The following is a 25,311-nucleotide window of genomic DNA, read 5'->3' as shown; positions in this document are numbered from 1 at the left end:
TGTCATTTAACCCAGCGAGTGGATTACATGTTCGCGATAATCGCGTCGCCAAACTCTGAGCATTTCAGCAGTTTAGCGCCTTCCATCAGACGTTCAAAGTCATAGGTGACGGTTTTCGCGTTAATCGCGCCTTCCATACCCTTAACGATCAGGTCTGCGGCTTCGAACCATTCCATATGACGCAGCATCATCTCTGCGGACAGAATGATAGAGCCTGGGTTGACTTTGTCCTGGCCTGCGTATTTAGGTGCAGTACCGTGAGTGGCTTCGAACAGGGCGCACTCGTCACCGATGTTCGCGCCCGGGGCGATACCGATACCACCCACCTGTGCTGCCAGCGCATCGGAGATGTAGTCACCATTCAGGTTCATACAGGCGATCACGTCATACTCAGCAGGACGCAGCAGGATCTGTTGCAGGAACGCATCGGCAATCACATCTTTAATGATGATCTCTTTACCGGTGTTCGGGTTCTTAATTTTCTGCCATGGGCCGCCGTCGATCAGTTCACCGCCGAACTCTTCGGTCGCCAGCTGGTAGCCCCAGTCTTTGAACGCGCCTTCGGTGAACTTCATGATATTGCCTTTGTGAACCAGGGTCACAGAGTCACGGTCGTTGGTGATAGCGTATTCGATGGCGGCACGCACCAGACGCTTGGTCCCTTCTTCGGAGCACGGCTTGATGCCGATGCCGCAATGCTCTGGGAAGCGAATTTTCTTCACGCCCATCTCTTCGCGCAGGAATTTAATCACTTTTTCTGCATCAGCAGAGTCCGCTTTCCATTCGATACCCGCGTAGATGTCTTCAGAGTTTTCACGGAAGATAACCATGTCGGTCAGTTCCGGGTGCTTAACCGGGCTTGGAGTGCCCTGGTAGTAACGCACCGGACGCAGACACACATACAGATCCAGTTCCTGACGCAGCGCCACGTTCAGGGAGCGAATGCCGCCGCCAACTGGCGTGGTCAGAGGGCCTTTGATAGCAACGCGATAGTCGCGGATCAGGTCCAGCGTTTCGGCTGGCAGCCAGACGTCCTGGCCATAAACTTGAGTGGATTTTTCACCGGTGTAAATTTCCATCCAGGAAATTTTACGCTCGCCTTTGTAGGCTTTCTCAACAGCGGCATCAACCACTTTCAGCATCGCCGGGGTAACGTCTACACCGATACCGTCGCCTTCAATGAACGGGATAATCGGGTTGTGAGGAACGTTAATCTTGCCGTTTTGCAGGGTGATCTTTTTACCTTCCGCCGGAACAACTACTTTGCTTTCCATTAACCTCTCCTTCGAGCGCTTCTGGTTGTTACTGATCTTATGTTAATAAATTGTAATGAGCCTTCCGATAGTACCTGATTGTCCGACGCCATGAAAGGTCTTCGTTATTAGGCTATAATGCGGCAATTGATAACGCCTGAAAATACCATGACGAAAACTTCTTTTAGAAAACACCGGGTTGAGCGATTCAGCTCACGACAAGCCACCAGAAGAACGCCAGAACCCCAGCCAACGCGGGTCATACTGTTCAATAAACCCTACGATGTATTGCCGCAGTTTACCGACGAGGCCGGGCGCAGCACGCTGAAGGACTTTATCCCCGTACAGGGAGTCTACGCAGCGGGACGTCTGGATCGCGACAGCGAGGGGCTGCTGGTCCTTACCAATGACGGCGTGCTCCAGGCCAGGCTTACTCAGCCGGGCAAACGTACCGGAAAAATTTACTATGTGCAGGTTGAAGGCGAGCCGGACGACGCGTCGCTGGCAAAACTGCGCAACGGCGTAACGCTGAACGACGGTCCCACCCTGCCGGCTGGTATTGAACGTGTGAATGAACCCGAGTGGCTGTGGCCGCGCAACCCGCCGATTCGTGAGCGTAAATCCATTCCTACCAGCTGGCTTAAAATCACCCTTTATGAAGGCCGCAACCGACAGGTCAGGCGCATGACTGCGCATGTGGGCTTCCCTACCCTGCGACTCATTCGCTACGCCATGGGCAGCTATACGCTGGACTCGCTGGCAAACGGGGAATGGCGGGATGTTACCCCTAAGGAGAACTGATGTTTAAACCTCATGTTACGGTCGCCTGCGTGGTCCACGCGCAGGGGAAATTCCTGGTGGTGGAAGAGACCATTAACGGCAAAGCGCTGTGGAACCAGCCAGCCGGGCATCTTGAAGCCAATGAAACCTTATTGCAGGCAGCGAAACGCGAGCTCTGGGAAGAGACGGGTATCCGCGCCGAACCGCAGCACTTTATCCGTATGCATCAGTGGATAGCGCCTGACCAGACACCTTTCCTGCGCTTTTTATTCGCCGTTGAGCTTAACGAAACGTGCGCCACTGAACCGCACGACGACGATATCGATCGCTGCCTGTGGGTGACCGCAGAGGAGATCCTGAACGCGCCAAACCTGCGCTCGCCACTGGTTGCGGAAAGCATCCGCTGCTGGCAGTCTACGGCGCGCCTGCCGCTGGATGTCATTGCAGAATTTAACTGGCCGTTTACAGAGGGTGTCAATGGTGGGGGGGCGTGATAGAATACGCCGCCTTGAAGTTCAATGTCGTGAGTATTCCATGTCAGATAACAGCCAGAAAAAAGTAATCGTCGGCATGTCCGGCGGTGTCGATTCCTCCGTTTCCGCCTACCTGTTGCAGCAACAGGGCTATAAGGTGGAGGGCCTGTTCATGAAGAACTGGGAGGAAGACGATGGCGAGGAATACTGCACTGCCGCTGCGGATCTCGCCGATGCGCAGGCCGTGTGCGATAAGCTCGGCATCGAACTGCACACCGTTAACTTTGCCGCAGAATACTGGGACAACGTTTTTGAACTCTTCCTCGAAGAGTACAAAGCGGGCCGCACGCCAAACCCGGATATCCTGTGCAACAAAGAGATCAAATTTAAAGCCTTCCTGGAATTCGCTGCGGAAGACCTGGGCGCAGACTACATTGCGACTGGCCACTACGTGCGTCGCGCGGATGTGAATGGCAAAAGCCAGCTGCTGCGCGGCCTGGACGGCAATAAAGATCAGAGCTACTTCCTCTATACGCTGAGCCACGAACAGATTGCCCAAAGTCTGTTCCCGGTCGGCGAGCTGGAAAAGCCGGAAGTGCGTAAGATTGCTGAAGATCTGGATCTGATCACCGCGAAGAAAAAAGACTCCACCGGTATTTGTTTTATCGGCGAGCGTAAATTCCGCGAGTTCCTGGGGCGCTACCTGCCTGCACAGCCGGGCAAAATCGTCACCGTTGACGGTGATGAGATTGGTCAGCACCAGGGACTGATGTACCACACTCTCGGCCAGCGTAAAGGTCTGGGTATCGGCGGCACCAAAGAGGGCAGCGAAGATCCGTGGTATGTGGTCGACAAAGACGTCGAAAACAATATTCTGGTTGTGGCTCAGGGTCACGACCACCCGCGCCTGATGTCCGTTGGACTGATCGCGCAACAGCTGCACTGGGTCGATCGCGAGCCGCTGGAAGGCACGCTGCGCTGCACAGTGAAAACGCGCTATCGCCAGACGGACATCCCTTGCACCGTAACCGCACTGGATGACGATCGCATTGACGTGCGTTTCGACGAGCCGGTTTCCGCCGTTACCCCTGGCCAGTCTGCTGTTTTCTACAGCGGCGAAATTTGCCTCGGCGGTGGGATCATTGAACAGCGCCTGCCGCTGCCTGCTGTTTAAACCGTTTGCACACATAAAGGAGACCGTGTGGCGAAGAACTATTACGACATCACCCTGGCGCTGGCGGGAATTTGCCAGTCAGCCCGTCTGGTGCAACAGCTGGCGCATCAGGGTCATTGCGACGCTGACGCCCTGCACGTTTCACTTAACAGCGTTATCGACCTCAACCCAGGCTCCACGCTGGGCGTCTTTGGCGGCAGTGAAACCAATCTTCGTCTCGGTCTTGAAACTCTGCTCGGCGTGCTCAACGCCAGCAACCGTCAGGGGTTGAATGCGGAACTGACCCGCTACACCTTAAGCCTGATGGTGCTGGAACGTAAGCTGAACGCGGCAAAAGGCGCAATGAATACCCTGGGCGATCGCATCGCCGGGCTACAGCGCCAGCTCGACCACTTTGACCTCCAGTCTGAGACCCTGCTGAGCGCGATGGCCGGTATCTATGTTGACGTGATTAGCCCGCTCGGCCCGCGTATTCAGGTCACCGGTTCGCCTGCCGTATTGCAAAGCCCACAGGTACAGGCGAAGGTACGCGCTTCGCTGCTGGCAGGCATCCGTGCCGCCGTGCTGTGGCAACAGGTCGGCGGTGGCCGCCTACAGTTAATGTTTTCTCGTCATCGCCTGACGACTCAGGCAAAACAAATTCTTGCTCATTGTTAACCTCCCGGAGTTGCGAATTATGGAATTATCCTCACTGACCGCCGTATCCCCTGTCGATGGACGCTACGGCGATAAAGTCAGCGCGCTGCGCGGGATCTTCAGCGAATATGGCCTGCTGAAGTTCCGTGTTCAGGTTGAAGTACGCTGGCTGCAAAAGCTGGCCGCCCAGACAGCAATCAAGGAAGTTCCTGCTTTTGACGCAAAGGCAAACGATTACCTTGATAAAATCGTTGCTGAGTTCAGCGAAGAAGATGCCGCGCGCATTAAAACCATCGAACGCACCACCAACCACGACGTGAAAGCAGTTGAATACTTCCTGAAAGAGAAAGTGGCATGCGTCCCTGCCCTGCACGCGGTATCTGAATTTATTCACTTCGCCTGTACGTCTGAGGATATTAACAACCTGTCTCACGCGCTGATGCTCTCTACCGCGCGGAAAGAGGTGGTACTCCCTTACTGGCGTAAAATCATTGATGCGGTGAAAGCGCTGTCCGTGGAATACCGCGACATTCCGCTGCTGTCCCGTACTCACGGCCAGCCAGCAACCCCATCCACCATGGGTAAAGAGATGGCGAACGTGGCGTACCGCATGGAACGCCAGTATCGTCAGCTGGAGCAGGTTGAGATCCTCGGCAAAATCAACGGCGCTGTGGGTAACTACAACGCCCACATCGCCGCGTACCCGGAAGTGGACTGGCACCAGTTCAGCGAAGAGTTTGTGACCTCTCTGGGGATCCAGTGGAACCCGTACACCACCCAGATTGAGCCGCACGACTACATCGCCGAGCTGTTTGACTGCATTGCGCGCTTCAACACCATCCTGATCGACTTCGATCGTGACGTATGGGGTTACATCGCCCTGAACCACTTCAAGCAGAAAACCATCGCCGGGGAAATCGGTTCGTCCACCATGCCGCACAAAGTGAACCCAATCGACTTCGAAAACTCCGAAGGTAACCTGGGTCTGGCGAATGCCGTGTTGCAGCATATGGCGAGCAAGCTGCCGGTATCCCGCTGGCAGCGCGACCTGACTGACTCCACGGTGCTGCGTAACCTGGGCGTAGGTATTGGCTACGCGCTGATCGCCTACCAGTCCACCCTGAAAGGTGTGAGCAAACTGGAAGTTAACCGCGACCGTCTGCTGGACGAGCTGGATCACAACTGGGAAGTGCTGGCGGAGCCGATTCAGACCGTGATGCGTCGTTACGGCATTGAAAAACCGTACGAGAAACTCAAAGAGCTGACCCGCGGTAAACGCGTTGATGCTGAGGGTATGAAACAGTTTATCGATGGTCTGCCGCTGCCCGAAGAAGAAAAAGCGCGCCTGAAAGAGATGACCCCGGCAAACTATATTGGCCGTGCCATCACTATGGTTGACGAGCTGAAGTAATCGCCCTTCCCCCTTTCCATCCGGAAAGGGGGCTGTTTTTCATCATCGAGTTGATGTTTTCACGTCACATTACCTGTTTTGCCGGGATTAAAGCCTGCCGTCAGGATGGTTGTTAATTTTCGTTGTGGAATAACTTTCCGGAATATATCGTTTTAAGCCGAACGGGCACAGTTTGAACTGGCACAGGGTTTCAGCCGTGCACGGACGATCCATCTCTTGCCGGTTGCCTGGACACGCGTTTTTCTGTTTGAACCCCATCCAGCCTATGGATGTAAAGGGCATTGCCTGCGCTATCCATACTCTACGGCGTCGATCGTTAATCAGGATCCCCTGGTTTGAGGTGGTGATGATTTCACCTGTACGAACGTAATAATCTCCCTTTAACCACAGGATATAATTCAGGCCATACTGTGTTTCAACTTTGCAAAAGATAGTTCCGCTTTCCGGGCTCGCAATAGTCTCAACAACCTTCCATTCCATAAAACCCTCTTTACTCGCTATATTGCTGTTTTGTCGTGTAAAAATGCTGCTTTTCTGGCACATCTTATGCAAATCTAATTTCGCACCATAAAATAAGCATAGACAAAGGCATACATAGTGAGAACATCCTTACAAAAAAAAGGGCAATCTTTACAAAACTGGCGTGACCCTTCTGTCAAAAAAGCGACTCGCCTTCAACATTTCATAAACGGATGGCTGTTTTATCCGGATTGCAGAAGCTTGCGAAAACAAGTCCGTTTATATTACCCGCGCCTGGCGTCATGCCCCCTGTGTTCTGGAGCATGCAAAAAAATCATTTAATTTCATCGCGCTGGTGTCAACCTGAATAATCAGCGTTAAACTATTCATACCATTTATAAAGGGAGAAGTGATGATGCGCGTACTGGTTGTTGAGGATAACGCATTGCTACGTCATCACCTGAAAGTTCAACTTCAGGAGATGGGTCATCAGGTGGACGATGCTGAAGACGCAAAAGAGGCCGATTATTATCTCAATGAACACCTGCCGGACATCGCCATTGTCGATTTAGGGCTACCGGATGAAGACGGATTGTCCCTTATCCGCCGCTGGCGTAGCCATGACGTTTCCCTGCCGGTGCTGGTGCTAACTGCCCGTGAAGGCTGGCAGGACAAGGTTGAAGTCCTGAGCGCTGGCGCGGATGACTACGTGACCAAACCCTTCCATATTGAAGAAGTCGCCGCGCGTATGCAGGCGCTTCTGCGCCGCAACAGCGGGCTGGCGTCGCAGGTGATCTCTCTGCCGCCATTCCAGGTGGATCTCTCCCGCCGCGAATTTTCTATTAATGATGAAGTGATCAAGCTGACCGCATTCGAATACACCATCATGGAAACGCTGATCCGTAACAACGGTAAAGTGGTGAGCAAAGATTCCCTGATGCTTCAGCTCTATCCGGATGCCGAACTGCGCGAAAGCCACACCATTGACGTGCTGATGGGCCGCCTGCGTAAAAAAATTCAGGCGCAGTACCCGCATGACGTGATCACCACCGTGCGTGGTCAGGGCTACCTGTTTGAATTACGCTAAATGAAAGGGATTTTGCGTCACATTTTACCCCTTTCGCTGCGGGTTCGCTTTTTGCTGGCAACCGCCGCCGTCGTGCTGGTGCTGTCGCTCTCTTACGGGATGGTGGCGCTGGTCGGGTATAGCGTGAGCTTCGATAAAACCACCTTCCGCCTGCTTCGCGGCGAAAGTAACCTGTTTTATACCCTGGCGAAGTGGGAGAACAACCGAATTACCGTCGAGATGCCGGAAAACCTGAATCAGCAGAGCCCGACGCTGGCGCTGATCTACGATGAAAAAGGGAAATTGCTGTGGGCCCAGCGCGATGTCCCGTGGCTGAAAAAGCGCATCCGTCCGGAATGGCTGAAAACCAACGGTTTTCATGAAATAGAAGCCGATCTCAACTCCACCAGCAGCCTGCTGCGTGACGATCGCGCCTTACAGATCAAGCTTAATGAGATCCGTGCCGAAGATGACGACACGGAGATGACCCACTCTGTGGCCATCAACCTTTATCCCGCCACCCTGAACATGCCGCAGTTAACCATTGTGGTGATCGATACCATCCCGGTTGAGCTGAAACGCTCATATATGGTATGGAACTGGTTTGTGTATGTTCTGGCTGCCAACCTGCTGCTGGTGATCCCTCTCCTGTGGGTTGCTGCATGGTGGAGCCTCCGCCCGATTGAATCCCTTGCCAAAGAGGTACGCGAGCTGGAGGAACATCACCGCGAGAAGCTGAACCCGGAAACTACGCGCGAACTGACCAGCCTGGTGCGCAACCTCAACCGCCTGCTGAAAAGCGAACGTGAACGCTACGACAAGTATCGCACGACGCTCACCGACCTTACGCACAGCCTGAAAACCCCGCTGGCGGTGATGCAGAGTACCCTGCGTTCCATGCGCAGTTCGAAAATGAGCGTGGATGATGCAGAGCCGGTGATGCTGGAACAAATCAGCCGTATTTCACAGCAGATCGGCTATTACCTGCACCGCGCGAGCATGCGCTCCGGAAGCGCCCTGTTGAGCCGTGAACTGCACCCGGTAGCCCCGCTGCTGGATAACCTCACCTCGGCGCTGAACAAGGTGTACCAGCGTAAAGGGGTCAACATCAGTCTGGATATCTCACCGGAAATTAGCTTTGTTGGCGAGAAGAATGACTTTATGGAAGTGATGGGAAACCTGCTCGATAACGCCTGCAAATATTGTCTGGAGTTTGTCGAGGTCTCCGCGCGGGTAACGGATAACGAACTGCATATTATCGTTGAGGATGATGGTCCTGGCATTCCCCGTAATAAACGCGAAGTGGTGTTCGATCGCGGCCAGCGCGCCGATACGCTGCGGCCAGGCCAGGGCGTCGGATTATCCGTCGCCAGGGAAATTGTCGATCAGTACGAGGGCAAGATTGAAACCGGTGAAAGTTTGCTGGGCGGAGCCCGGATGGAAGTCATTTTTGGCCGCCAGCATCCCGTATCGAACGATAGTTGACCCGGAATGTGAAAAATACGCGGATCTCGCAGCCAGGGAGCGGGGCTTCCGTTATAATCCGACTCAGTAAGAGCCTGCGGAATACATAAATATGGATTATCAATTAACGCTTAACTGGCCCGACTTTATTGAACGTTACTGGCAAAAACGCCCGGTCGTTCTTAAACGCGGGATCAGCAATTTTATCGACCCTATTTCTCCTGACGAACTCGCTGGTCTGGCGATGGAAAACGAGGTAGACAGCCGTCTGGTAAGCCACCAGGACGGGAAATGGCAGGTCAGCCACGGTCCCTTTGAAAGCTACGATCACCTGGGCGAAAACAACTGGTCTTTACTGGTGCAGGCGGTCAACAACTGGCACGAACCTACCGCAGCCTTAATGCGTCCCTTCCGCGCCCTGCCAGACTGGCGAATGGACGATCTGATGATCTCCTTCTCCGTTCCCGGTGGCGGCGTGGGTCCGCATCTGGATCAGTACGACGTGTTTATCATTCAGGGTACCGGTCGCCGTCGCTGGCGCGTGGGCGAAAAAGTGCCAATGAAACAGCACTGCCCGCACCCGGATCTGCTCCAGGTTGATCCGTTTGAAGGGATCATTGATGAAGAGCTGGAGCCAGGTGACATTCTTTATATCCCACCGGGCTTCCCGCATGAAGGTTATTCCCTGGAAAACTCGCTGAACTATTCGGTTGGTTTCCGCGCGCCAAGCGGGCGCGAGATGATCAGCGGATTTGCTGACTATGTTTTACAGCGTGAGCTGGGCAGTTACCGTTACAGCGATCCGGACGTGCCGGCGCGTGAGCATCCGGCGGATATTCTGCCAGAGGAGCTGGATAAGCTGCGCGGGATGATGCTGGATCTGATCAACGAACCGGAGCAATTCGGACAGTGGTTTGGCGAGTTTATCAGCCAGTCGCGTCACGAACTGGACGTCGCACCGCCAGAGCCGCCTTATCAGGCAGATGAAATTTATGATGCGCTCCAGCAGGGCGATAAGCTGGTTCGTCTGGGCGGATTACGTGTACTGCGCATTGGCGAAGAGGTATTCGTCAACGGCGAGCGCCTGGACTCTCCGCATCGCCCGGCGCTGGAAGCAATTGCCAGCCATATGGTGCTGACTGCGGATACCTTTGGCGACGCGCTGGACGATCCCTCCTTCCTCGCCATGCTGGCCGCGCTGGTTAACAGCGGGTACTGGTTTTTTGAGGACTGAACCATGATGTTTGCCGGGTGGCAGCTACGCCTTACCCGGCCTACAAAAGCCGTTCCTGTAGGCCCGGTAAGCGAAGCGCCACCGGGCTTTTTTTACCGCTTCGCGGTTAACTCCGCTATCCGCACAATCACCTGCACCGCTTTCTCCATCCCTTCCAGCGTCACGAACTCATGCTTGCCGTGGTAGTTATATCCACCGGTAAACAGGTTCGGGCACGGCAGGCCCATAAACGACAGCTGTGAACCATCGGTTCCACCACGGATCGGTTTCATCACCGGCTCGATGTCACAATCGCGCATCGCCTGCTGGGCGATATCAAGAATGTGCGGATGTTCCATCACCTTCTCGCGCATATTGTAATAGCTGTCTTCGATGATGAGCTCAATATAGCAATCCGGATGTAGCCCCTTGCCGACTTTTTTCGCGATCTCCATCATCTTACGCTTGCGCGCTTCAAAGGCTTTGCGGTCGAAATCGCGGACAATATAGTGCATCTGCGCGCTGTCCACGGTCCCCTTAATGCTGGTCAGATGATAAAAACCCTCATACCCTTCCGTCATCTCCGGGCTCTCTTCGGCGGGCACTTCCGCATGAATACGCGCAGCCAGCGACAGTGCATTCACCATCACTCCTTTCGCAGAGCCCGGGTGCACGTTATTCCCGACGATTTTGATCGTTACCGATGCCGCGTTGAAGTTTTCATACTCAAGTTCACCCACGCCGCCACCGTCAACGGTGTAGGCCCATTGCGCGTTAAACGCCTCAACGTCAAAGTGTTTCGCGCCTTTTCCAACCTCTTCATCCGGCGTGAAGGCCACGCGGATATCGCCATGCGGGATATTTTTGCCCTTCAGCACCGCCAGCGCCGTCATGATCTCGGCGATGCCCGCTTTGTCATCGGCCCCCAGCAAGGTTTTGCCGTCGGTGGTGATTAACGTCTGCCCCAGCAGCTGATGCAGTACCGGGAACATCACTGGCGACAGCACTTCGTCGCCAATGCCCAGTGCTATATCACCGCCGCGGTAGTTTTCAACAATCTGCGGATTAACGTGTTTACCGCTAAAATCAGGTGAGGTATCGACATGAGAAATAAAGCCAATTGCCGGGATATCGCCGTCAATATTCGCCGGCAGCGTTCCCATCACGGTCCCTTTTTCGCTGAGCGTGACGTCAACCAACCCCATAGCCTCCAGCTGCTCTTTCAGCAGATTTAGCAGCTTCCACTGGCCTTCGGTGCTTGGCACCTGTCGGACCCCCGGCTTAGATTGGGTATCCAGCGAAACGTAATGTAAGAAACGCTCAAGTAGTTTATCCATGCAGTCACCCTCACTTTTTGTGACAACATTATCATTAAGCAGCAAAACGCAAATATTGCGTCAGGTCACTTTTATCCCGCAAACGAGAACTTTTTACGTTTATATCGTTCTGCGTTAATAAATGTAGCTTATGAATAAGTGAGAAGGATTGGCGATTCAATGGGTTTGCCGTAGAATGTCCGCCCTCATTACGAGTCACCAAGGTGGTTACACACAAACCCCGCTTCAGTCTGCTGCCTGAGGCGTCTATATGGGACAGCGCGAAAATTGAATACACAACACCGTTCCCTTTCACCGCTGGTGCAACTGGAACGAATTCGTAAAAGTTTCGATGGCAAAGATGTCATTTCCGACCTTAATCTGACCATCAATGACGGTGAGTTTCTCACGCTGCTCGGCCCCTCCGGCTGCGGCAAAACCACCGTCCTGCGCCTTATCGCCGGGCTGGAAAACGTCGATAACGGCCATATCCATCTTGAGAACCAGGACATTACCCAGGTTCCTGCCGAAGATCGCCACGTCAATACCGTCTTTCAGAGCTATGCCCTGTTCCCGCACATGACCGTGTTTGAGAACGTGGCGTTTGGCCTGCGGATGCAAAAAACACCGGCCAGCGAGATCCCGCCTCGGGTTACCGAAGCCCTGCGCATGGTGCAGCTGGAGGCATTCGCCCAGCGCAAGCCTCATCAACTTTCCGGTGGTCAGCAGCAGCGTGTGGCCATTGCCCGCGCCGTGGTCAACAAACCTCGCCTGCTCCTGCTGGATGAATCCCTTTCCGCGCTGGACTACAAGCTGCGCAAGCAGATGCAGAACGAGCTTAAAGCACTTCAGCGTAAGCTCGGCATTACGTTCGTGTTTGTCACGCACGATCAGGAAGAAGCCCTGACCATGTCAGACCGTATCGTGGTGATGCGTGACGGCAAGATTGAGCAGGATGGCACCCCGCGTGAAATTTACGAAGAGCCGAAAAACCTGTTCGTCGCCAGCTTCATTGGTGAAATCAATATTTTCAACGCCACGGTGATTGAGCGTCTGGACGAGCAGCGCGTGCGCGCGAACGTGGAAGGCCGCGAATGCAACATCACGGTGAACTTTGCCGTGGAAAAGGGGCAAAGGCTCAACGTCCTGCTGCGTCCGGAAGATCTCCGCGTTGATGAGATCCACGACACGGCTGACGTCGAAGGTCTGATCGGTTACGTTCGCGAACGTAACTACAAAGGGATGACCCTCGAATCCGTGGTCGAACTGGAAAACGGCAAAATGGTGATGGTCAGCGAATTCTTTAACGAGGACGATCCGGACTTCGACCACTCGCTGGATCAGAAAATGGTCATCAACTGGGTAGAAAGCTGGGAGGTTGTACTGGCTGATGAAGAACACAAGTAAGTTCCAGAATGTGGTGATTGCCACGATCGTCGGTTGGCTTGTGTTGTTTGTCTTTCTTCCCAACCTGATGATCATCGTGACCAGCTTCCTGACCCGCGACGACGCGAACTTCGTGGCGATGGTCTTTACGCTGGACAACTACGCGCGCCTGCTCGATCCGCTCTATTTTGACGTGCTGCTGCACTCGCTCAATATGGCGCTGATTGCCACCCTCGCCTGCCTGGTACTGGGGTATCCGTTCGCCTGGTTCCTGGCCCGCCTGCCGCAAAAAGTGCGGCCGCTGCTGCTGTTTTTACTGATTGTGCCGTTCTGGACCAACTCGTTAATCCGCATCTACGGGCTGAAAATCTTCCTCAGCACCAAAGGTTATCTGAACGAGTTTCTGCTGTGGCTGGGGGTGATCGAGACGCCGATCCGCATCATGTTCACCCCGGGCGCGGTGATTGTCGGCCTGGTCTATATCCTGCTGCCGTTTATGGTGATGCCGCTCTACTCCAGCATTGAAAAGCTCGATAAACCGCTGCTGGAAGCAGCGAAAGACCTGGGCGCCAGTAAGTTACAAACCTTTGTCCGCATCATTATTCCGCTGACCATGCCGGGTATTATCGCCGGCTGTCTGCTGGTCATGCTGCCTGCGATGGGGCTGTTCTACGTCTCGGACCTGATGGGCGGGGCGAAAAACCTGCTGATCGGTAACGTGATTAAGAGCCAGTTCCTTAACATTCGCGACTGGCCGTTCGGCTCGGCCACCAGCATAACGCTGACGGTGGTGATGGGGCTGATGCTGCTGGTTTACTGGCGTGCCTCACGCCTGCTGAATAAGAAGGTGGAGCTGGAATGATCGGTCGACTGCTTCGCGGTGGTTTTATGACCGCCATTTATGCGTATCTTTATATTCCGATAATCATTTTGATCGTGAACTCCTTTAACAGCTCGCGCTTCGGGATCAACTGGCAAGGGTTTACCACCAAATGGTATGGCCTGCTGATGAACAATGACAGCCTGCTACAGGCCGCTCAGCACTCGCTGACAATGGCGGTATTCTCTGCCACCTTCGCGACGCTGATTGGCTCGTTGACCGCCGTGGCGCTGTACCGCTACCGTTTTCGCGGTAAGCCGTTCGTCAGCGGTATGCTGTTTGTGGTGATGATGTCCCCGGATATCGTGATGGCCATTTCACTGCTGGTGCTGTTTATGCTGCTGGGCGTCCAGCTCGGTTTCTGGTCGCTGCTGTTCTCGCATATCACCTTCTGTCTGCCGTTTGTGGTGGTAACCGTCTACGCGCGTCTGAAAGGGTTCGACGTACGCATGCTGGAAGCGGCGAAAGATCTGGGTGCCAGCGAGATGACCATTCTGCGCAAAATCATTCTGCCGCTGGCGATGCCCGCCGTGGCAGCAGGATGGCTGCTCAGCTTTACCCTGTCGATGGACGACGTGGTCGTGTCCTCCTTCGTCACCGGGCCGAGCTATGAAATTCTGCCGTTGAAGATCTACTCAATGGTTAAAGTCGGTGTTTCACCCGAAGTGAACGCGCTGGCGACTATTCTGTTGGTGTTATCGCTGGTTCTGGTGATTGCCAGCCAGGTTATTGCTCGTGATAAAACAAAATCTCAGGGGACACAGAAATGAAAAAAATGCTTGCCGCTGCGGCACTGGTGCTCGGAATGGGCGCTGCGCATGCTGATGACAGCAAAACGCTCTATTTCTACAACTGGACCGAGTATGTGCCGCCGGGCCTGCTGGAGCAGTTCACCAAAGAGACAGGCATCAAGGTGATCTATTCGACCTACGAGTCGAATGAAACCATGTACGCCAAGCTCAAAACCTATAAAGATGGCGCGTATGACCTGGTGGTGCCGTCGACCTATTTCGTCGACAAGATGCGCAAAGAAGGCATGATCCAGAAGATCGACAAAACGAAGCTAACGAATTTTTCTAACCTCGATCCTGAGATGCTAAACAAGCCGTTCGACCCGAACAACGACTACTCCATTCCGTACATCTGGGGCGCGACGGCAATTGGCATCAACAGCGATGCCATTGATCCCAAAACGGTTTCATCCTGGGCTGACCTGTGGAAGCCGGAATACAAAAGCAGCCTGCTGTTAACCGACGATGCGCGCGAAGTGTTCCAGGTGGCGCTGCGTAAACTCGGCTATTCCGGCAACACCACCGATCCGAAAGAAATCGAAGCAGCGTATAACGAACTGAAAAAGCTGATGCCAAACGTGGCGGCGTTCAACTCGGATAACCCGGCTAACCCGTATATGGAAGGTGAAGTGAATCTGGGGATGGTCTGGAACGGCTCTGCGTTTGTGGCGCGTCAGGCCGGGACGCCGCTTGAGGTGGTCTGGCCGAAAGAGGGCGGCATCTTCTGGATGGACAGCCTCGCGATCCCGGCGAATGCGAAAAACGTCGAGGGTGCCCTGAAGCTGATCAACTTCCTGCTGCGCCCGGATGTGGCAAAAGAGGTGGCGGAAACTATCGGCTACCCGACGCCAAACCTGGCCGCACGGAAGCTTTTAAGCCCTGAAGTGGCAAATGATAAATCGCTTTATCCGGACGCTGAAACCATCAGCAAAGGGGAATGGCAGAACGACGTCGGTGACGCGAGCCGCCTGTATGAAGAATATTATCAGAAGCTAAAAGCAGGCCGTTAATGCATAACGGGCGACGCAATGTCGCCCGTTACTCTTATAGCCCCTTCAGGAATTTATCCACAAAGGCTGGCACCACCTCGCTCGCCAGACCGTAATGTTTCTCTTCAAACTCACTCCCGACCTGGCTTGGCTCCAGATTAAGCTCCACCGTATGGGCACCTTGAAGTCGCGCTTCGTGAACAAATCCCGCCGCCGGATAGACATGTCCTGAAGTACCAATGGCGATAAAGACGTCCGCCATGGCCAGGGCGCTGTAGATCTCATCCATTCCCAGCGGCATTTCGCCAAACCAGACCACATGCGGACGCAGACGCGAAGGGAACTGACAGCAGTGGCAGCGGTCTTCGTCCAGCACGTCCTCTTTCCACTCCAGCACCTGACCACTCCATGCGCACCGCACCTTGAGCAGTTCGCCGTGCATGTGAATGATGTTGTGGTTTCCTGCCCTTTCGTGAAGATTGTCGATGTTCTGCGTGACCAGCAGAAAACGATCCCCCAGCGCTTCCTCAAGCTTTGCCAGCGCCAGGTGCGCCGCATTCGGCGCAATCTCCGGCTGCTGAAGCTGGCGACGGCGGGCGTTGTAGAACGCCTGCACCAGCGCCGGGTCGCGGGCGAAACCTTCCGGCGTCGCCACATCTTCAACTCGGTGTTCTTCCCACAGTCCATCCGCTGCGCGGAAAGTCTGAATACCGGATTCGGCGGAGATCCCCGCCCCGGTCAACACCACCACTCTGGGTTTATCCATCGCTTCTGGCATCATCCTGTCTCTGAAAAAGATCCGCTGACGCAGGCGTTCACGTAAGCGGCGTTTATTTTTGCGAAAACGGCTGAGTCGACCCTGGCGACGCGACAGCATAATAACCTCGTAAACTAATCGGTGAGATGAAGGAATGCGGCTCCGCGCATGCCTCCTGCGTCCCCGTGTCGCGCACGCTCAATGCGCGGCACGCGGGCGACCGGCAATAAATGTCGGGTCAGACGCCCGGACAACTGTTCCGTAATCGCAGTGAAATTTGACAGCCCTCCCCCGATCACCAGCAGATCCGGATCGACGATAGTCAGGATATTCCCCAGACACACCGCCAGCAGATCCAGATAGCGCTCGACGTGCTCACGCGCCTGCGCATCCCCCTGCTCCCACAGGGTAATGATATGAGGGGCCTCAAGTTTCTGATGATAGAAGTGTTCGTAAAGCCATGCAAACCCGCGGCCTGACAGGTAGTTCTCAATACAGCCGTGCTGCCCACAGCCGCAGCGGGTCAGCGGGAAATCACGTCCGACGACCTCCAGAGCATCCACCGGCAGGCGGATATGGCCAAATTCGCCGGTGATGTAGCTGCGCCCGGTAATGGGCTTACCGTTAATGACAATCCCGCCACCGACGCCCGTTCCGAGGATCAGCCCCATCACCAGCGGGAAGCGACGGAATTCATCATCCCAGGCTTCAGAGAGCGCGAAGCAGTTGGCATCGTTATCTAAACGCACGTCGCGTTCAAGGAGCGCGGAGAGATCGGCCCGCAGCGGTTTGCCGCTGGCGGCAGGCACGTTGGCCGCGTACAGCGTGCCATCGTCGGTTTCGGGCATACCCGGAATACCAATGCCAACGCTGCCTTTGACGCCAAAGCGTTCATCCGCTTGCGCCACCAGCGCGGCAATGGCGGTTAAAAATTCATCGTAGCTTTCGCGCGGCGTGGGGACGCGGGTTTCCCATTGTAGCTTAAGATCTTTATCGAACACGCCGAGCGCAATCTTGGTGCCGCCAATATCAAATCCGTAATACATGATGCATTCCTCTGTTTGATTCAGCGGCCAAAAGACCGCTAAACCATGACGAAATTACTGGCCACTTAATACCCTCGCCGGATCAATTCGGCTAGCGCGACGCGCCGGATACCAGCTTGCCAGCAGACTCAGTAAAAGTGCTGTAACCAGCACATAAATAACGTCCAGCCAGTGCAGTTCAGACGGCAGGAAGTCAATAAAATAGATATCGCCTGACAGGAACTGATGGCCAATAAGCGCTTCAATCCCGTTGATAATCGGCGTCAGCTGAAGGGAAACCACCACGCCGATCGCCACGCCGCAGAGGCTGCCAAACAGCCCCGCCAGTAAACCGTACCAGACGAAGATGGCGCGAATAAGACCGTCTTTCGCCCCTAAGGTACGCAGCACGGCGATGTCGCCGCTCTTATCCTTAACGGCCATCACCAGCGTCGAGACGATATTAAAACACGCCACCCCAATCACCAGCACCATCGCCAGATACATAATCGCGCGGATCATCTGGATATCACGGTACATATACCCGTAAGTGCCGATCCAGCTTTTGATGTAGACATAGTTATTGGTCACGCTGCCAGCGTCACGCACCAGTTTATTGGCGTTGAAGACGTCGTTAACCTTAATGGCAATGCCCGTCACGCTGTCGCTCATATCCAGATACTGGCGTGCATCTTCCAGCGGCACCATCGCGAAGCTGTGATCGAGCTGGCCGCTCAGCTGCAAAATACCGGTGACGTGCAGACGTACGCGCTTAGGCTGCTGCAATTTGTGATCAGCGCTGGCGTTCGGGATCATGATCGAGACCCAGTCGCCCTGCTTCACCTTCAGCGCATCGGCAACGCCTTTGCCCATGATAATCTGCTGCTCGCCGGCCTTAAAGTTTGCCCATGCGCCATTTTGCACATAGCGCGGCAGCGCGCTCAGACGCTCTTCCTGACGAGGATTTACCCCTTTCACCTGAATGGCGCGCAGGTTTACCCCGCTCTCTACCAGCCCGGTAAAGTTAATGTAAGGTGCAGCCGCCGCAATACCGGGCACCTTTTCCACTTTGTTCAGGGCATCCTGCCAGTTGGACCACGGCTGGTTAACCGGCTCGATTTCACCGTGAGGGACAACGGCCAGAATGCGGTTATTCAGTTCACGCTCAAAGCCATTCATGGCGCTTAAGCCCACAATCAGCACCGCCACGCCTAGGGCGATACCGATGGTGGAGATCACGGAGATAAGGGAAACCATCCCGCTCCGGCGACGACCGCGGCTAAAGCGTAACCCGATGAGTAACGATAACGGTGAAGCCATTACTCCGCTCCCATCAGCGTCAGTTCAGCATTCAGACGACCGTCGCGCATTTCCAGCTGACGCCCCATCCGCTTAGCCAGTTGTAAATCGTGGGTGACCACCAGAAACGCGGTTCCCTGCGCGGCGTTCAGTTCGCCGAGAAGCTGGAAAATGCTGTCTGCGTTACGCGCATCGAGGTTACCTGTCGGTTCATCCGCCAGCACCAGGCGCGGGTTGTTGACCAGCGCACGGGCGATGGCCACACGCTGACGCTCACCGCCGGAAAGCTCAGACGGACGGTGATTCCCGCGATGACCCAGCCCTACCGCTTTTAGCATGTCGCTGGCGCGGGCATTAATTTCCGCGGGTTTCTTTTTACCAATCAGCAGCGGCATTGCGACGTTTTCCAGCGCCGTAAAGTCCGGCAGCAGATGGTGGAACTGGTAGATAAAACCCAGCTCACGGTTACGCAGCTCGGCTTTCGCCGTAGACGACATTTTACTCAGCGGCTGCTCGGAGAAGATCACATCGCCTTCGGTTGGCGTGTCCAGCCCGCCAAGCAGGTGCAACAGCGTACTTTTACCGGAGCCGGAGCTGCCGACAATCGCCATCATCTCGCCTTCGCCCACGCTAAAACTCACATTGTGCAACACGTCGGTCTGCACAGTGCCTTCCTGATAGCGTTTGGACAGGTTGTCGCACTGCAACAGGATCTTATTCATAACGTAAAGCCTCAGCGGGTTGAGTGGCGGCAGCCCGCCAGGAAGGATAAAGCGTAGAAAGCAGCGCAATGGCCATCGCGGCCAGCGCAATACCGACCACCTGGAGCGGCTCGATAGCCACCGGCAGCGCCGCGCCATCAAGCAGCGCGCCGATAATCGGCATGAGATTGTTGAGCTGGCTGGCGAGCAGCGCCCCCAGCGCCGCGCCGAGCAGCGCGCCGATGATGCCGGCGCTGGCGCCCTGGACCATAAATACCGCCATGATCTGGCGCGGAGTCAGCCCCTGGGTTTGCAGAATGGCGACTTCGCCTTGCTTCTCCATCACCATCAGCCCGAGCGAGGTGATGATATTAAACGCGGCAACGGCCACGATCAGGCTCAGCAGCAGCCCCATCATGTTTTTCTCCATGCGCACGGCCTGGAACAGTTCGCCTTTCCGGTCGCGCCAGTCCTGCCATTTCGTCCCTTCCGGTAACGTCTGCTGGCTAAGGGTATCCACCTTCAGCGGCGCATCAAGCCACAGACGCCAGCCGGTAATATTTCCCGCGGGGTAGCGCATCAGACGCGAGGCGTCCTGAATGTTCACCAGCATCTGGTAACCATCAACTTCGCTGTTCGCCGCAAACGTGCCAATCACGTTGAACAGGCGCTGGCTTGGCAGACGCCCCATCGGCGTAAACTGACTGGCTGACGGCACCATCACGCGCAGCTGATCGCCACGGTTGACCCCGAGCTGCCCGGCAAGCTGCTCGCCGAGGATGACGTTGTATTTACCCGCTTCCAGGTCGGTTTGTTTCACATTGACCAGGAACGGCGTCAGCGGATCTTTTTGCGCGGGATCGATACCCAGCATCACCCCGACCGCCACGCTACGGGCGCTTTGCAGCACCACATCGCCCGTCGTGAGCGGCGCAACGCGCGTGACACCCTGTAACTTCACCGCGCTTTCCGGCAGCTGTTGCGGATTAACGGAACCCTGAGTGGAAGAGAGAACGGCCTGCGGCATCAGCCCCAGGATATTGTTTTGCAGCTCGCGCTCGAAGCCGTTCATGACGGAAAGCACCGTCACCAGTGCCATCACGCCAAGCGTAATGCCAATAGTCGAAAGCCAGGAGACAAAGCGACCGAAGCGGTCCGCGGCGCGCCCACGCATGTAACGTAAGCCTATAAAGAGTGCGACAGGTTGATACATGAAATCCGTCTGTTTGCTGATAGCAGACCCACGAGTATATAAGCGAATCCGTTAAGCGTAAATGACTGAAACCGTAAGATTCGGTAATCATTTTTCCGAAAAATTCAGATAAATCATCATGCTACTGACTGAACTTCCGCCAGACAGCCTCCACCTTTTCCGAAAATCGTCCTGATACAGACTGTTACCCATTACATCAGGGCTTCATTTTACAACAATCGGCGTTTCGTTTATGGCAACAAGGTCGTCACGCACCATGAAACAAAAAGCATTATGGATTAACCAGATAAAAGGCCTGTGCATCTGCCTGGTGGTAATTTACCACTCGGTGATCACCTTTTATCCTCACCTTGACGGGCTACAGCATCCGTTATCGGGCCTGCTCGCCAAATGCTGGGTCTACTTTAATCTTTACCTTGCCCCGTTCCGTATGCCGGTGTTTTTCTTTATCTCCGGCTATTTGATCCGTCGTTATATTGACGAGGTGAACTGGCGCACCAGTCTCGACAAGCGGATCTGGAGCATCGTCTGGGTTTTGGCCCTGTGGGGCGTCCTGCAATGGCAGGCGCTGACCCATCTGAATGCCTGGCTCGCCCCCGAGCGAGAACTGGCGACAGCATCCAATGCGGCCTACGCCGATTCCGTTTCAGGGTTTGTACTGGGAATGCTCACGGCCAGCACCAGCCTGTGGTATTTGTACGCGTTAGTGGTCTACTTTACGCTCTGTAAGCTGCTGAGCCGCTGGAAACTGCCGATGCTGGGGATTCTGGCGCTGGCAAGCATCGCCATCAACTTCCTGCCGTTACCGTGGTGGGGAATGAACAGCGTGGTGCGCAACATGATCTACTACAGCCTCGGCGCATGGTACGGCGCGCAGTTGATGGCGTGGATGAAAGGGATGAATTTGCGCCGCAGCTGGCTGGTACTTATCGCCTCTGGCGCGGTGTCGGTAGTGCTGTGGTTCGCTAATGTTCCTCTGCCGCTCTCACTGCTGTCGATCGTAGTCATCATGAAGCTCTTTTACAGCTTCGAGCAGCGTTATGCCGTTCATCCCAATAATCTGCTGAACGTCATCGGTTCAAACACCATCGCGATTTATACCACCCACCGCATTTTAATTGAGGCGTTTAGCCTGCTCCTGATTCGCGAAATGAATGCGGCGTACTGGCCGATCTGGGCGGAGTTAACGCTGATTCTGGTCTATCCGTTTATCAGCCTGCTCGTCTGCACGCTGGTTGGGCTGGGGGCACGTAAGCTCTCAACCGCCCTCTTTGGCGACCTTTTCTTCTCCCCTCCCGCGCGGCTTTCTCCACAGACTGCTACCCGTTAATCTCCTCGGCCCCCATCCGGGGGCACTTTCCCTCTTGTGCGGTTACGATTTGCTTATGCATAACGATCGAGGATAATAAAGACATTGCGTATCAGTGATATGCCCCAATACTGTTGGTATATCCCCAAGAGACTCTGACATAGCCATGCCTGAACACTATCGTTTTTCCTTGCCTGTAAAAGCAGGTGACCAACGCCAGCTGGGCGAACTGACAGGCGCGGCCTGCGCCACGCTGGTGGCGGAAATTGCCGAGCGGCATCCAGGGCCGGTGGTGCTGGTTGCCCCGGACATGCAAAACGCCCTGCGCCTGCACGACGAAATTCGTCAGTTCACCGACAGTCTGGTATTCAGCCTGGCCGACTGGGAAACGCTTCCCTACGACAGTTTCTCTCCGCACCAGGAGATCATCTCCTCGCGCCTGTCGACGCTGTATCAGCTCCCCACCATGCAGCGCGGCGTGCTGATTGTGCCGGTGAATACCCTGATGCAGCGCGTCTGCCCGCACAGCTATTTGCACGGCCATGCGCTGGTGATGAAAAAAGGCCAGCGCCTGTCGCGCGATGCCCTGCGCGTGCAGCTGGATGGAGCCGGCTATCGACATGTCGATCAGGTGATGGAGCACGGCGAATACGCGACGCGCGGTGCGCTGCTTGATCTCTATCCGATGGGCAGCGATCAGCCGTACCGTCTGGATTTCTTCGATGATGAGATCGACAGCCTGCGCGTGTTCGACGCCGACACCCAGCGCACGCTGGAGGAAGTGGACTCTATTAATCTGCTGCCCGCCCATGAGTTCCCGACGGATAAAACCGCCATCGAACTGTTCCGCAGCCAGTGGCGCGACAGGTTCGACGTGAAGCGTGATGCCGAACATATCTACCAGCAGGTCAGCAAAGGCACCCTTCCGGCCGGGATCGAGTACTGGCAGCCCCTGTTCTTTAACGAACCGCTGCCGGCGCTGTTCAGCTACTTACCGGCGAATACGCTGATTGTTAACACCGGGGATATCGACGCCAGTGCCAGCCGCTTTGAAAGCGAAACGCGCGCCCGCTTTGAAAACCGGGGCGTTGACCCGATGCGTCCGCTGCTGCCGCCGGAAATGCTGTGGCTGCGTACCGACGAGCTCAACGCCGAGCTGAAACGCTGGCCGCGTATGCAGCTCAAAACCGATTCGCTTGCCGATAAGGCCGCCAACACTAACCTCGCCTTCCGGATGCTGCCTGACCTGGCCGTTCAGGCGCAGCAGAAATCCCCGCTCGATAATCTGCGCAAGTTTCTTGAGTCCTTCACCGGGCCGGTGGTCTTCTCCGTTGAAAGTGAAGGTCGCCGTGAAGCGCTGGGCGAACTGCTGGGAAGGATCAAAGTCGCGCCAAAGCGTATTCTTCGCCTGAGCGAAGCGACCGGAAATGGCCGTTACCTGATGATCGGCGCCGCCGAGCACGGATTCATTGATACGCTCAATAACCTGGCGTTGATATGTGAAAGCGACCTGCTGGGCGAGCGCGTCGCGCGCCGTCGTCAGGACAGCCGTCGCACCATCAACCCGGACACCCTGATCCGCAACCTGGCCGAACTGCACCCCGGTCAGCCGATTGTTCACCTGGAACACGGTGTGGGTCGCTATCAGGGGATGACCACCCTCGAAGCAGGTGGCATCAAAGGTGAATACCTGATGCTGACCTACGCTAACGACGCCAAGCTGTATGTTCCGGTGTCGTCCCTGCATCTGATCAGCCGCTACGCCGGGGGCGCGGAAGAGAATGCGCCGCTGCACAAGCTGGGCGGCGATGCCTGGGCGCGTGCACGCCAGAAAGCGGCGGAAAAAGTGCGCGACGTGGCCGCCGAGCTGCTGGATATTTACGCTCAGCGTGCGGCCAAAGAAGGGTATGCGTTTAAGCATGATAAAGAGCAGTACCAGCTGTTCTGCGACAGCTTCCCGTTTGAAACTACGCCGGATCAGGCCCAGGCCATCAACGCCGTGCTGAGCGACATGTGCCAGCCGCTGGCGATGGATCGCTTAGTCTGCGGCGACGTGGGCTTCGGTAAAACCGAGGTGGCGATGCGCGCCGCTTTCCTGGCGGTTGAGAACAACAAGCAGGTGGCGGTGCTGGTGCCGACCACCCTTCTTGCCCAGCAGCACTTCGACAACTTCCGCGACCGCTTCGCCAACTGGCCGGTACGTATCGAAATGTTGTCCCGCTTCCGCAGTGCCAAAGAGCAGACGCAGATCCTGGAACAGGCAAGTGAAGGCAAAATTGATATTCTGATCGGCACTCACAAGCTGCTGCAAAGTGACGTGAAGTGGAAAGATCTGGGGTTGCTGATCGTTGACGAAGAGCACCGCTTCGGGGTGCGCCACAAAGAGCGCATCAAAGCGATGCGCGCCAACGTCGACATTCTGACCCTGACCGCAACGCCGATCCCGCGCACCCTGAACATGGCGATGAGCGGCATGCGCGATCTGTCGATAATCGCTACCCCACCGGCGCGCCGTCTGGCGGTGAAAACCTTTGTTCGCGAGTACGACAATCTGGTGGTGCGCGAGGCGATCCTGCGTGAAGTGCTGCGCGGTGGCCAGGTCTATTACCTGTACAACGACGTTGAAAATATTCAGAAAGCCGCCGACAGGCTGGCAGAGCTGGTGCCGGAAGCGCGCATCGCCATTGGTCACGGCCAGATGCGCGAGCGCGAGCTGGAGCGGGTAATGAACGATTTCCACCACCAGCGCTTTAACGTGCTGGTGTGTACCACCATCATTGAGACCGGAATCGACATTCCGACGGCGAACACCATCATCATCGAACGGGCGGATCACTTCGGCCTGGCTCAGCTGCACCAGCTGCGCGGGCGGGTCGGGCGTTCGCACCATCAGGCCTACGCCTGGCTGCTGACGCCGCATCCGAAGGCAATGACCACCGACGCGCAAAAGCGTCTGGAAGCGATCGCCTCGCTGGAAGATCTGGGCGCTGGCTTTGCGCTGGCGACCCACGACCTGGAGATCCGCGGCGCCGGTGAGCTGCTGGGTGAAGACCAGAGCGGCTCCATGGAAACCATCGGTTTCTCGCTGTATATGGAGCTGCTGGAAAATGCCGTCGACGCGCTTAAAGCCGGACGTGAACCGTCTCTGGAAGATCTCACCAGCCAGCAGACCGAAGTGGAACTGCGCATGCCTTCCCTGCTGCCGGATGATTTTATTCCTGACGTGAATACCCGTCTGTCGTTCTACAAACGCATTGCCAGCGCGAAAAGCGAAGGCGAGCTGGAAGAGATCAAAGTCGAACTGATTGACCGTTTTGGGATATTGCCCGATGCGGCGCGCAACCTGCTGGATATTGCCCGCCTGCGTCAGCAGGCGCAGAAGCTGGGCATTCGCAAACTTGAAGGCAATGAGAAAGGCGGCGTAATTGAGTTTGCCGAAAAGAACCACGTCGATCCGATGTGGCTGATTGGCCTCCTGCAAAAACAGCCGCAGCATTTCCGTCTTGATGGCCCTACGCGTCTGAAATTTACTCAGGATCTGACGGAACGTAAAACCCGCATGGACTGGGTGCGTAACTTTATGCGTCAGTTGGAAGAGAACGCCATCGCATAACGGTTTCCCCCGCCAGCGCCCGGCTGGTGGGGGACAATTTACAAACTCTTTGCACTTCGCCCGATCTTCCCGACTATACATTCGCCATAATTATCATTAACGC

22 protein-coding genes are annotated in these 25,311 nt (G+C 55.5%); 14 read left to right on the top strand and 8 right to left on the bottom strand.

Translation table 11 applies throughout. The features are described from left to right. Positions 1–23 precede the first annotated feature (23 nt). Positions 24–1,274 (bottom strand): NADP-dependent isocitrate dehydrogenase, encoded by a 1,251-nt coding sequence (icd, locus tag L384_RS07140; RefSeq protein WP_003857898.1) that lies wholly within the window; start codon positions 1,272–1,274, stop codon positions 24–26. A 117-nt stretch (positions 1,275–1,391) separates the two neighbouring features. Here icd and rluE point away from each other — a divergent pair, with 117 nt between their 5' ends. The 5 genes from rluE to purB are packed head-to-tail and all read left to right on the top strand — an operon-like array spanning position 1,392 to position 5,727. Beyond that, on the top strand, positions 1,392–2,054 hold the full coding sequence (gene rluE, locus L384_RS07145; RefSeq protein ID WP_022650805.1) for a 23S rRNA pseudouridine(2457) synthase RluE: 663 nt from the start codon (positions 1,392–1,394) through the stop codon (positions 2,052–2,054). Further along, a complete protein-coding gene (locus L384_RS07150) occupies positions 2,054–2,527 on the top strand; it encodes an NUDIX hydrolase (protein WP_022650804.1) in 474 nt (157 codons plus the stop codon). The genes rluE and L384_RS07150 overlap by 1 nt, the downstream gene beginning before the upstream one ends. 40 nt (positions 2,528–2,567) lie before the next feature. Further along, positions 2,568–3,680, top strand: coding sequence for a tRNA 2-thiouridine(34) synthase MnmA (gene mnmA / locus L384_RS07155; RefSeq protein WP_032628201.1), 1,113 nt, complete (start codon positions 2,568–2,570; stop codon positions 3,678–3,680). Positions 3,681–3,707: 27 nt separating this feature from the next. Beyond that, complete coding sequence (gene hflD / locus L384_RS07160; protein WP_006809213.1) at positions 3,708–4,337, top strand: high frequency lysogenization protein HflD; 630 nt, start codon at positions 3,708–3,710, stop codon at positions 4,335–4,337. A gap of 19 nt (positions 4,338–4,356) precedes the next feature. Further along, positions 4,357–5,727, top strand: a complete 1,371-nt coding sequence (gene purB, locus L384_RS07165; protein ID WP_023324468.1) for an adenylosuccinate lyase — start codon at positions 4,357–4,359, stop codon at positions 5,725–5,727. 87 nt (positions 5,728–5,814) lie between these two features. On the opposite strand, the gene L384_RS07170 is transcribed toward purB, so the two are convergent. Next, entirely contained in the window at positions 5,815–6,207 is a 393-nt protein-coding gene (locus tag L384_RS07170) for a hypothetical protein (RefSeq protein WP_023324467.1), read from the bottom strand. Positions 6,208–6,601: 394 nt separating this feature from the next. On the opposite strand from L384_RS07170, the gene phoP reads away from it, so the two are divergent. The 3 genes from phoP (at position 6,602) to L384_RS07185 (ending at position 9,950) form a co-directional block, all read left to right on the top strand. After that, on the top strand, positions 6,602–7,273 hold the full coding sequence (gene phoP / locus L384_RS07175) for a two-component system response regulator PhoP (RefSeq protein ID WP_026094318.1): 672 nt from the start codon (positions 6,602–6,604) through the stop codon (positions 7,271–7,273). After that, complete coding sequence (phoQ, locus tag L384_RS07180) at positions 7,274–8,737, top strand: two-component system sensor histidine kinase PhoQ (RefSeq protein ID WP_015570801.1); 1,464 nt, start codon at positions 7,274–7,276, stop codon at positions 8,735–8,737. It abuts the gene before it with no gap. Positions 8,738–8,828: 91 nt separating this feature from the next. Continuing rightward, positions 8,829–9,950 carry a ribosomal protein uL16 3-hydroxylase gene (locus L384_RS07185; protein WP_023324466.1) on the top strand — a complete coding sequence of 374 codons (1,122 nt, stop codon included), beginning with the start codon at positions 8,829–8,831 and terminating at the stop codon, positions 9,948–9,950. A gap of 92 nt (positions 9,951–10,042) precedes the next feature. On the opposite strand, the gene pepT is transcribed toward L384_RS07185, so the two are convergent. After that, a complete protein-coding gene (pepT, locus tag L384_RS07190) occupies positions 10,043–11,266 on the bottom strand; it encodes a peptidase T (protein ID WP_023324465.1) in 1,224 nt (407 codons plus the stop codon). Between the two features lie 237 nt (positions 11,267–11,503). Here pepT and potA point away from each other — a divergent pair, with 237 nt between their 5' ends. The 4 genes from potA to potD are packed head-to-tail and all read left to right on the top strand — an operon-like array spanning position 11,504 to position 15,312. After that, positions 11,504–12,652: a spermidine/putrescine ABC transporter ATP-binding protein PotA gene (gene potA / locus L384_RS07195; protein WP_180252565.1), complete on the top strand. Its 1,149-nt coding sequence runs from the start codon at positions 11,504–11,506 to the stop codon at positions 12,650–12,652. Then, the gene (potB, locus tag L384_RS07200) at positions 12,636–13,493 is read left to right on the top strand and encodes a spermidine/putrescine ABC transporter permease PotB (RefSeq protein WP_017693625.1); all 858 of its coding nucleotides are present in this window, start codon (positions 12,636–12,638) and stop codon (positions 13,491–13,493) included. Before potA ends, potB begins: the two co-directional genes overlap by 17 nt. Continuing rightward, positions 13,490–14,281: a spermidine/putrescine ABC transporter permease PotC gene (gene potC, locus L384_RS07205; protein ID WP_015570805.1), complete on the top strand. Its 792-nt coding sequence runs from the start codon at positions 13,490–13,492 to the stop codon at positions 14,279–14,281. The genes potB and potC overlap by 4 nt, the downstream gene beginning before the upstream one ends. Further along, a complete protein-coding gene (gene potD, locus L384_RS07210) occupies positions 14,278–15,312 on the top strand; it encodes a spermidine/putrescine ABC transporter substrate-binding protein PotD (protein ID WP_022650796.1) in 1,035 nt (344 codons plus the stop codon). Before potC ends, potD begins: the two co-directional genes overlap by 4 nt. A 34-nt stretch (positions 15,313–15,346) precedes the next feature. Here the strand turns inward: potD and cobB are convergent, their stop codons facing one another. Genes cobB through lolC form a run of 5 tightly spaced genes read right to left on the bottom strand, consistent with a single transcriptional unit; the run spans position 15,347 to position 20,286 of the window. Then, positions 15,347–16,168 (bottom strand): Sir2 family NAD+-dependent deacetylase, encoded by an 822-nt coding sequence (cobB, locus tag L384_RS07215; RefSeq protein WP_003857915.1) that lies wholly within the window; start codon positions 16,166–16,168, stop codon positions 15,347–15,349. Between the two features lie 14 nt (positions 16,169–16,182). Further along, a complete protein-coding gene (nagK, locus tag L384_RS07220; RefSeq protein ID WP_023324463.1) occupies positions 16,183–17,094 on the bottom strand; it encodes an N-acetylglucosamine kinase in 912 nt (303 codons plus the stop codon). Between the two features lie 54 nt (positions 17,095–17,148). After that, positions 17,149–18,393, bottom strand: coding sequence for a lipoprotein-releasing ABC transporter permease subunit LolE (gene lolE / locus L384_RS07225; protein WP_003857918.1), 1,245 nt, complete (start codon positions 18,391–18,393; stop codon positions 17,149–17,151). Beyond that, a complete protein-coding gene (gene lolD, locus L384_RS07230; RefSeq protein ID WP_023324462.1) occupies positions 18,393–19,094 on the bottom strand; it encodes a lipoprotein-releasing ABC transporter ATP-binding protein LolD in 702 nt (233 codons plus the stop codon). The genes lolE and lolD overlap by 1 nt, the downstream gene beginning before the upstream one ends. Next, a complete protein-coding gene (gene lolC / locus L384_RS07235) occupies positions 19,087–20,286 on the bottom strand; it encodes a lipoprotein-releasing ABC transporter permease subunit LolC (protein ID WP_017384712.1) in 1,200 nt (399 codons plus the stop codon). Before lolC ends, lolD begins: the two co-directional genes overlap by 8 nt. A 256-nt stretch (positions 20,287–20,542) precedes the next feature. On the opposite strand from lolC, the gene L384_RS07240 reads away from it, so the two are divergent. Both L384_RS07240 and mfd read left to right on the top strand, forming a co-directional pair. Continuing rightward, positions 20,543–21,616 (top strand): acyltransferase family protein, encoded by a 1,074-nt coding sequence (locus L384_RS07240; protein WP_023324461.1) that lies wholly within the window; start codon positions 20,543–20,545, stop codon positions 21,614–21,616. Positions 21,617–21,761: 145 nt separating this feature from the next. Then, positions 21,762–25,208, top strand: a complete 3,447-nt coding sequence (mfd, locus tag L384_RS07245; RefSeq protein ID WP_023324460.1) for a transcription-repair coupling factor — start codon at positions 21,762–21,764, stop codon at positions 25,206–25,208. Positions 25,209–25,311: the final 103 nt, after the last annotated feature.

Origin of the sequence: Enterobacter sp. MGH 38 (assembly GCF_000492855.1) — a bacterium.
Classification (GTDB): domain Bacteria; phylum Pseudomonadota; class Gammaproteobacteria; order Enterobacterales; family Enterobacteriaceae; genus Enterobacter; species Enterobacter hormaechei_C.
This window is presented reverse-complemented; position numbering and strand designations above follow the sequence as displayed.

Excerpts from the sequence above, each read along its gene's own strand:
- icd (WP_003857898.1), bottom strand. The coding sequence starts at position 1,274 with ATGGAAAGCAAAGTAGTTGTTCCGGCGGAAGGTAAAAAGATCACCCTG.
- rluE (WP_022650805.1), top strand. The coding sequence starts at position 1,392 with ATGCGGCAATTGATAACGCCTGAAAATACCATGACGAAAACTTCTTTT.
- L384_RS07150 (WP_022650804.1), top strand. The coding sequence starts at position 2,054 with ATGTTTAAACCTCATGTTACGGTCGCCTGCGTGGTCCACGCGCAGGGG.
- mnmA (WP_032628201.1), top strand. The coding sequence starts at position 2,568 with ATGTCAGATAACAGCCAGAAAAAAGTAATCGTCGGCATGTCCGGCGGT.
- purB (WP_023324468.1), top strand. The coding sequence starts at position 4,357 with ATGGAATTATCCTCACTGACCGCCGTATCCCCTGTCGATGGACGCTAC.
- L384_RS07170 (WP_023324467.1), bottom strand. The coding sequence starts at position 6,207 with ATGGAATGGAAGGTTGTTGAGACTATTGCGAGCCCGGAAAGCGGAACT.
- phoP (WP_026094318.1), top strand. The coding sequence starts at position 6,602 with ATGCGCGTACTGGTTGTTGAGGATAACGCATTGCTACGTCATCACCTG.
- phoQ (WP_015570801.1), top strand. The coding sequence starts at position 7,274 with ATGAAAGGGATTTTGCGTCACATTTTACCCCTTTCGCTGCGGGTTCGC.
- L384_RS07185 (WP_023324466.1), top strand. The coding sequence starts at position 8,829 with ATGGATTATCAATTAACGCTTAACTGGCCCGACTTTATTGAACGTTAC.
- pepT (WP_023324465.1), bottom strand. The coding sequence starts at position 11,266 with ATGGATAAACTACTTGAGCGTTTCTTACATTACGTTTCGCTGGATACC.
- potB (WP_017693625.1), top strand. The coding sequence starts at position 12,636 with ATGAAGAACACAAGTAAGTTCCAGAATGTGGTGATTGCCACGATCGTC.
- potC (WP_015570805.1), top strand. The coding sequence starts at position 13,490 with ATGATCGGTCGACTGCTTCGCGGTGGTTTTATGACCGCCATTTATGCG.
- potD (WP_022650796.1), top strand. The coding sequence starts at position 14,278 with ATGAAAAAAATGCTTGCCGCTGCGGCACTGGTGCTCGGAATGGGCGCT.
- cobB (WP_003857915.1), bottom strand. The coding sequence starts at position 16,168 with ATGCTGTCGCGTCGCCAGGGTCGACTCAGCCGTTTTCGCAAAAATAAA.
- nagK (WP_023324463.1), bottom strand. The coding sequence starts at position 17,094 with ATGTATTACGGATTTGATATTGGCGGCACCAAGATTGCGCTCGGCGTG.
- lolE (WP_003857918.1), bottom strand. The coding sequence starts at position 18,393 with ATGGCTTCACCGTTATCGTTACTCATCGGGTTACGCTTTAGCCGCGGT.
- lolD (WP_023324462.1), bottom strand. The coding sequence starts at position 19,094 with ATGAATAAGATCCTGTTGCAGTGCGACAACCTGTCCAAACGCTATCAG.
- lolC (WP_017384712.1), bottom strand. The coding sequence starts at position 20,286 with ATGTATCAACCTGTCGCACTCTTTATAGGCTTACGTTACATGCGTGGG.
- L384_RS07240 (WP_023324461.1), top strand. The coding sequence starts at position 20,543 with ATGAAACAAAAAGCATTATGGATTAACCAGATAAAAGGCCTGTGCATC.
- mfd (WP_023324460.1), top strand. The coding sequence starts at position 21,762 with ATGCCTGAACACTATCGTTTTTCCTTGCCTGTAAAAGCAGGTGACCAA.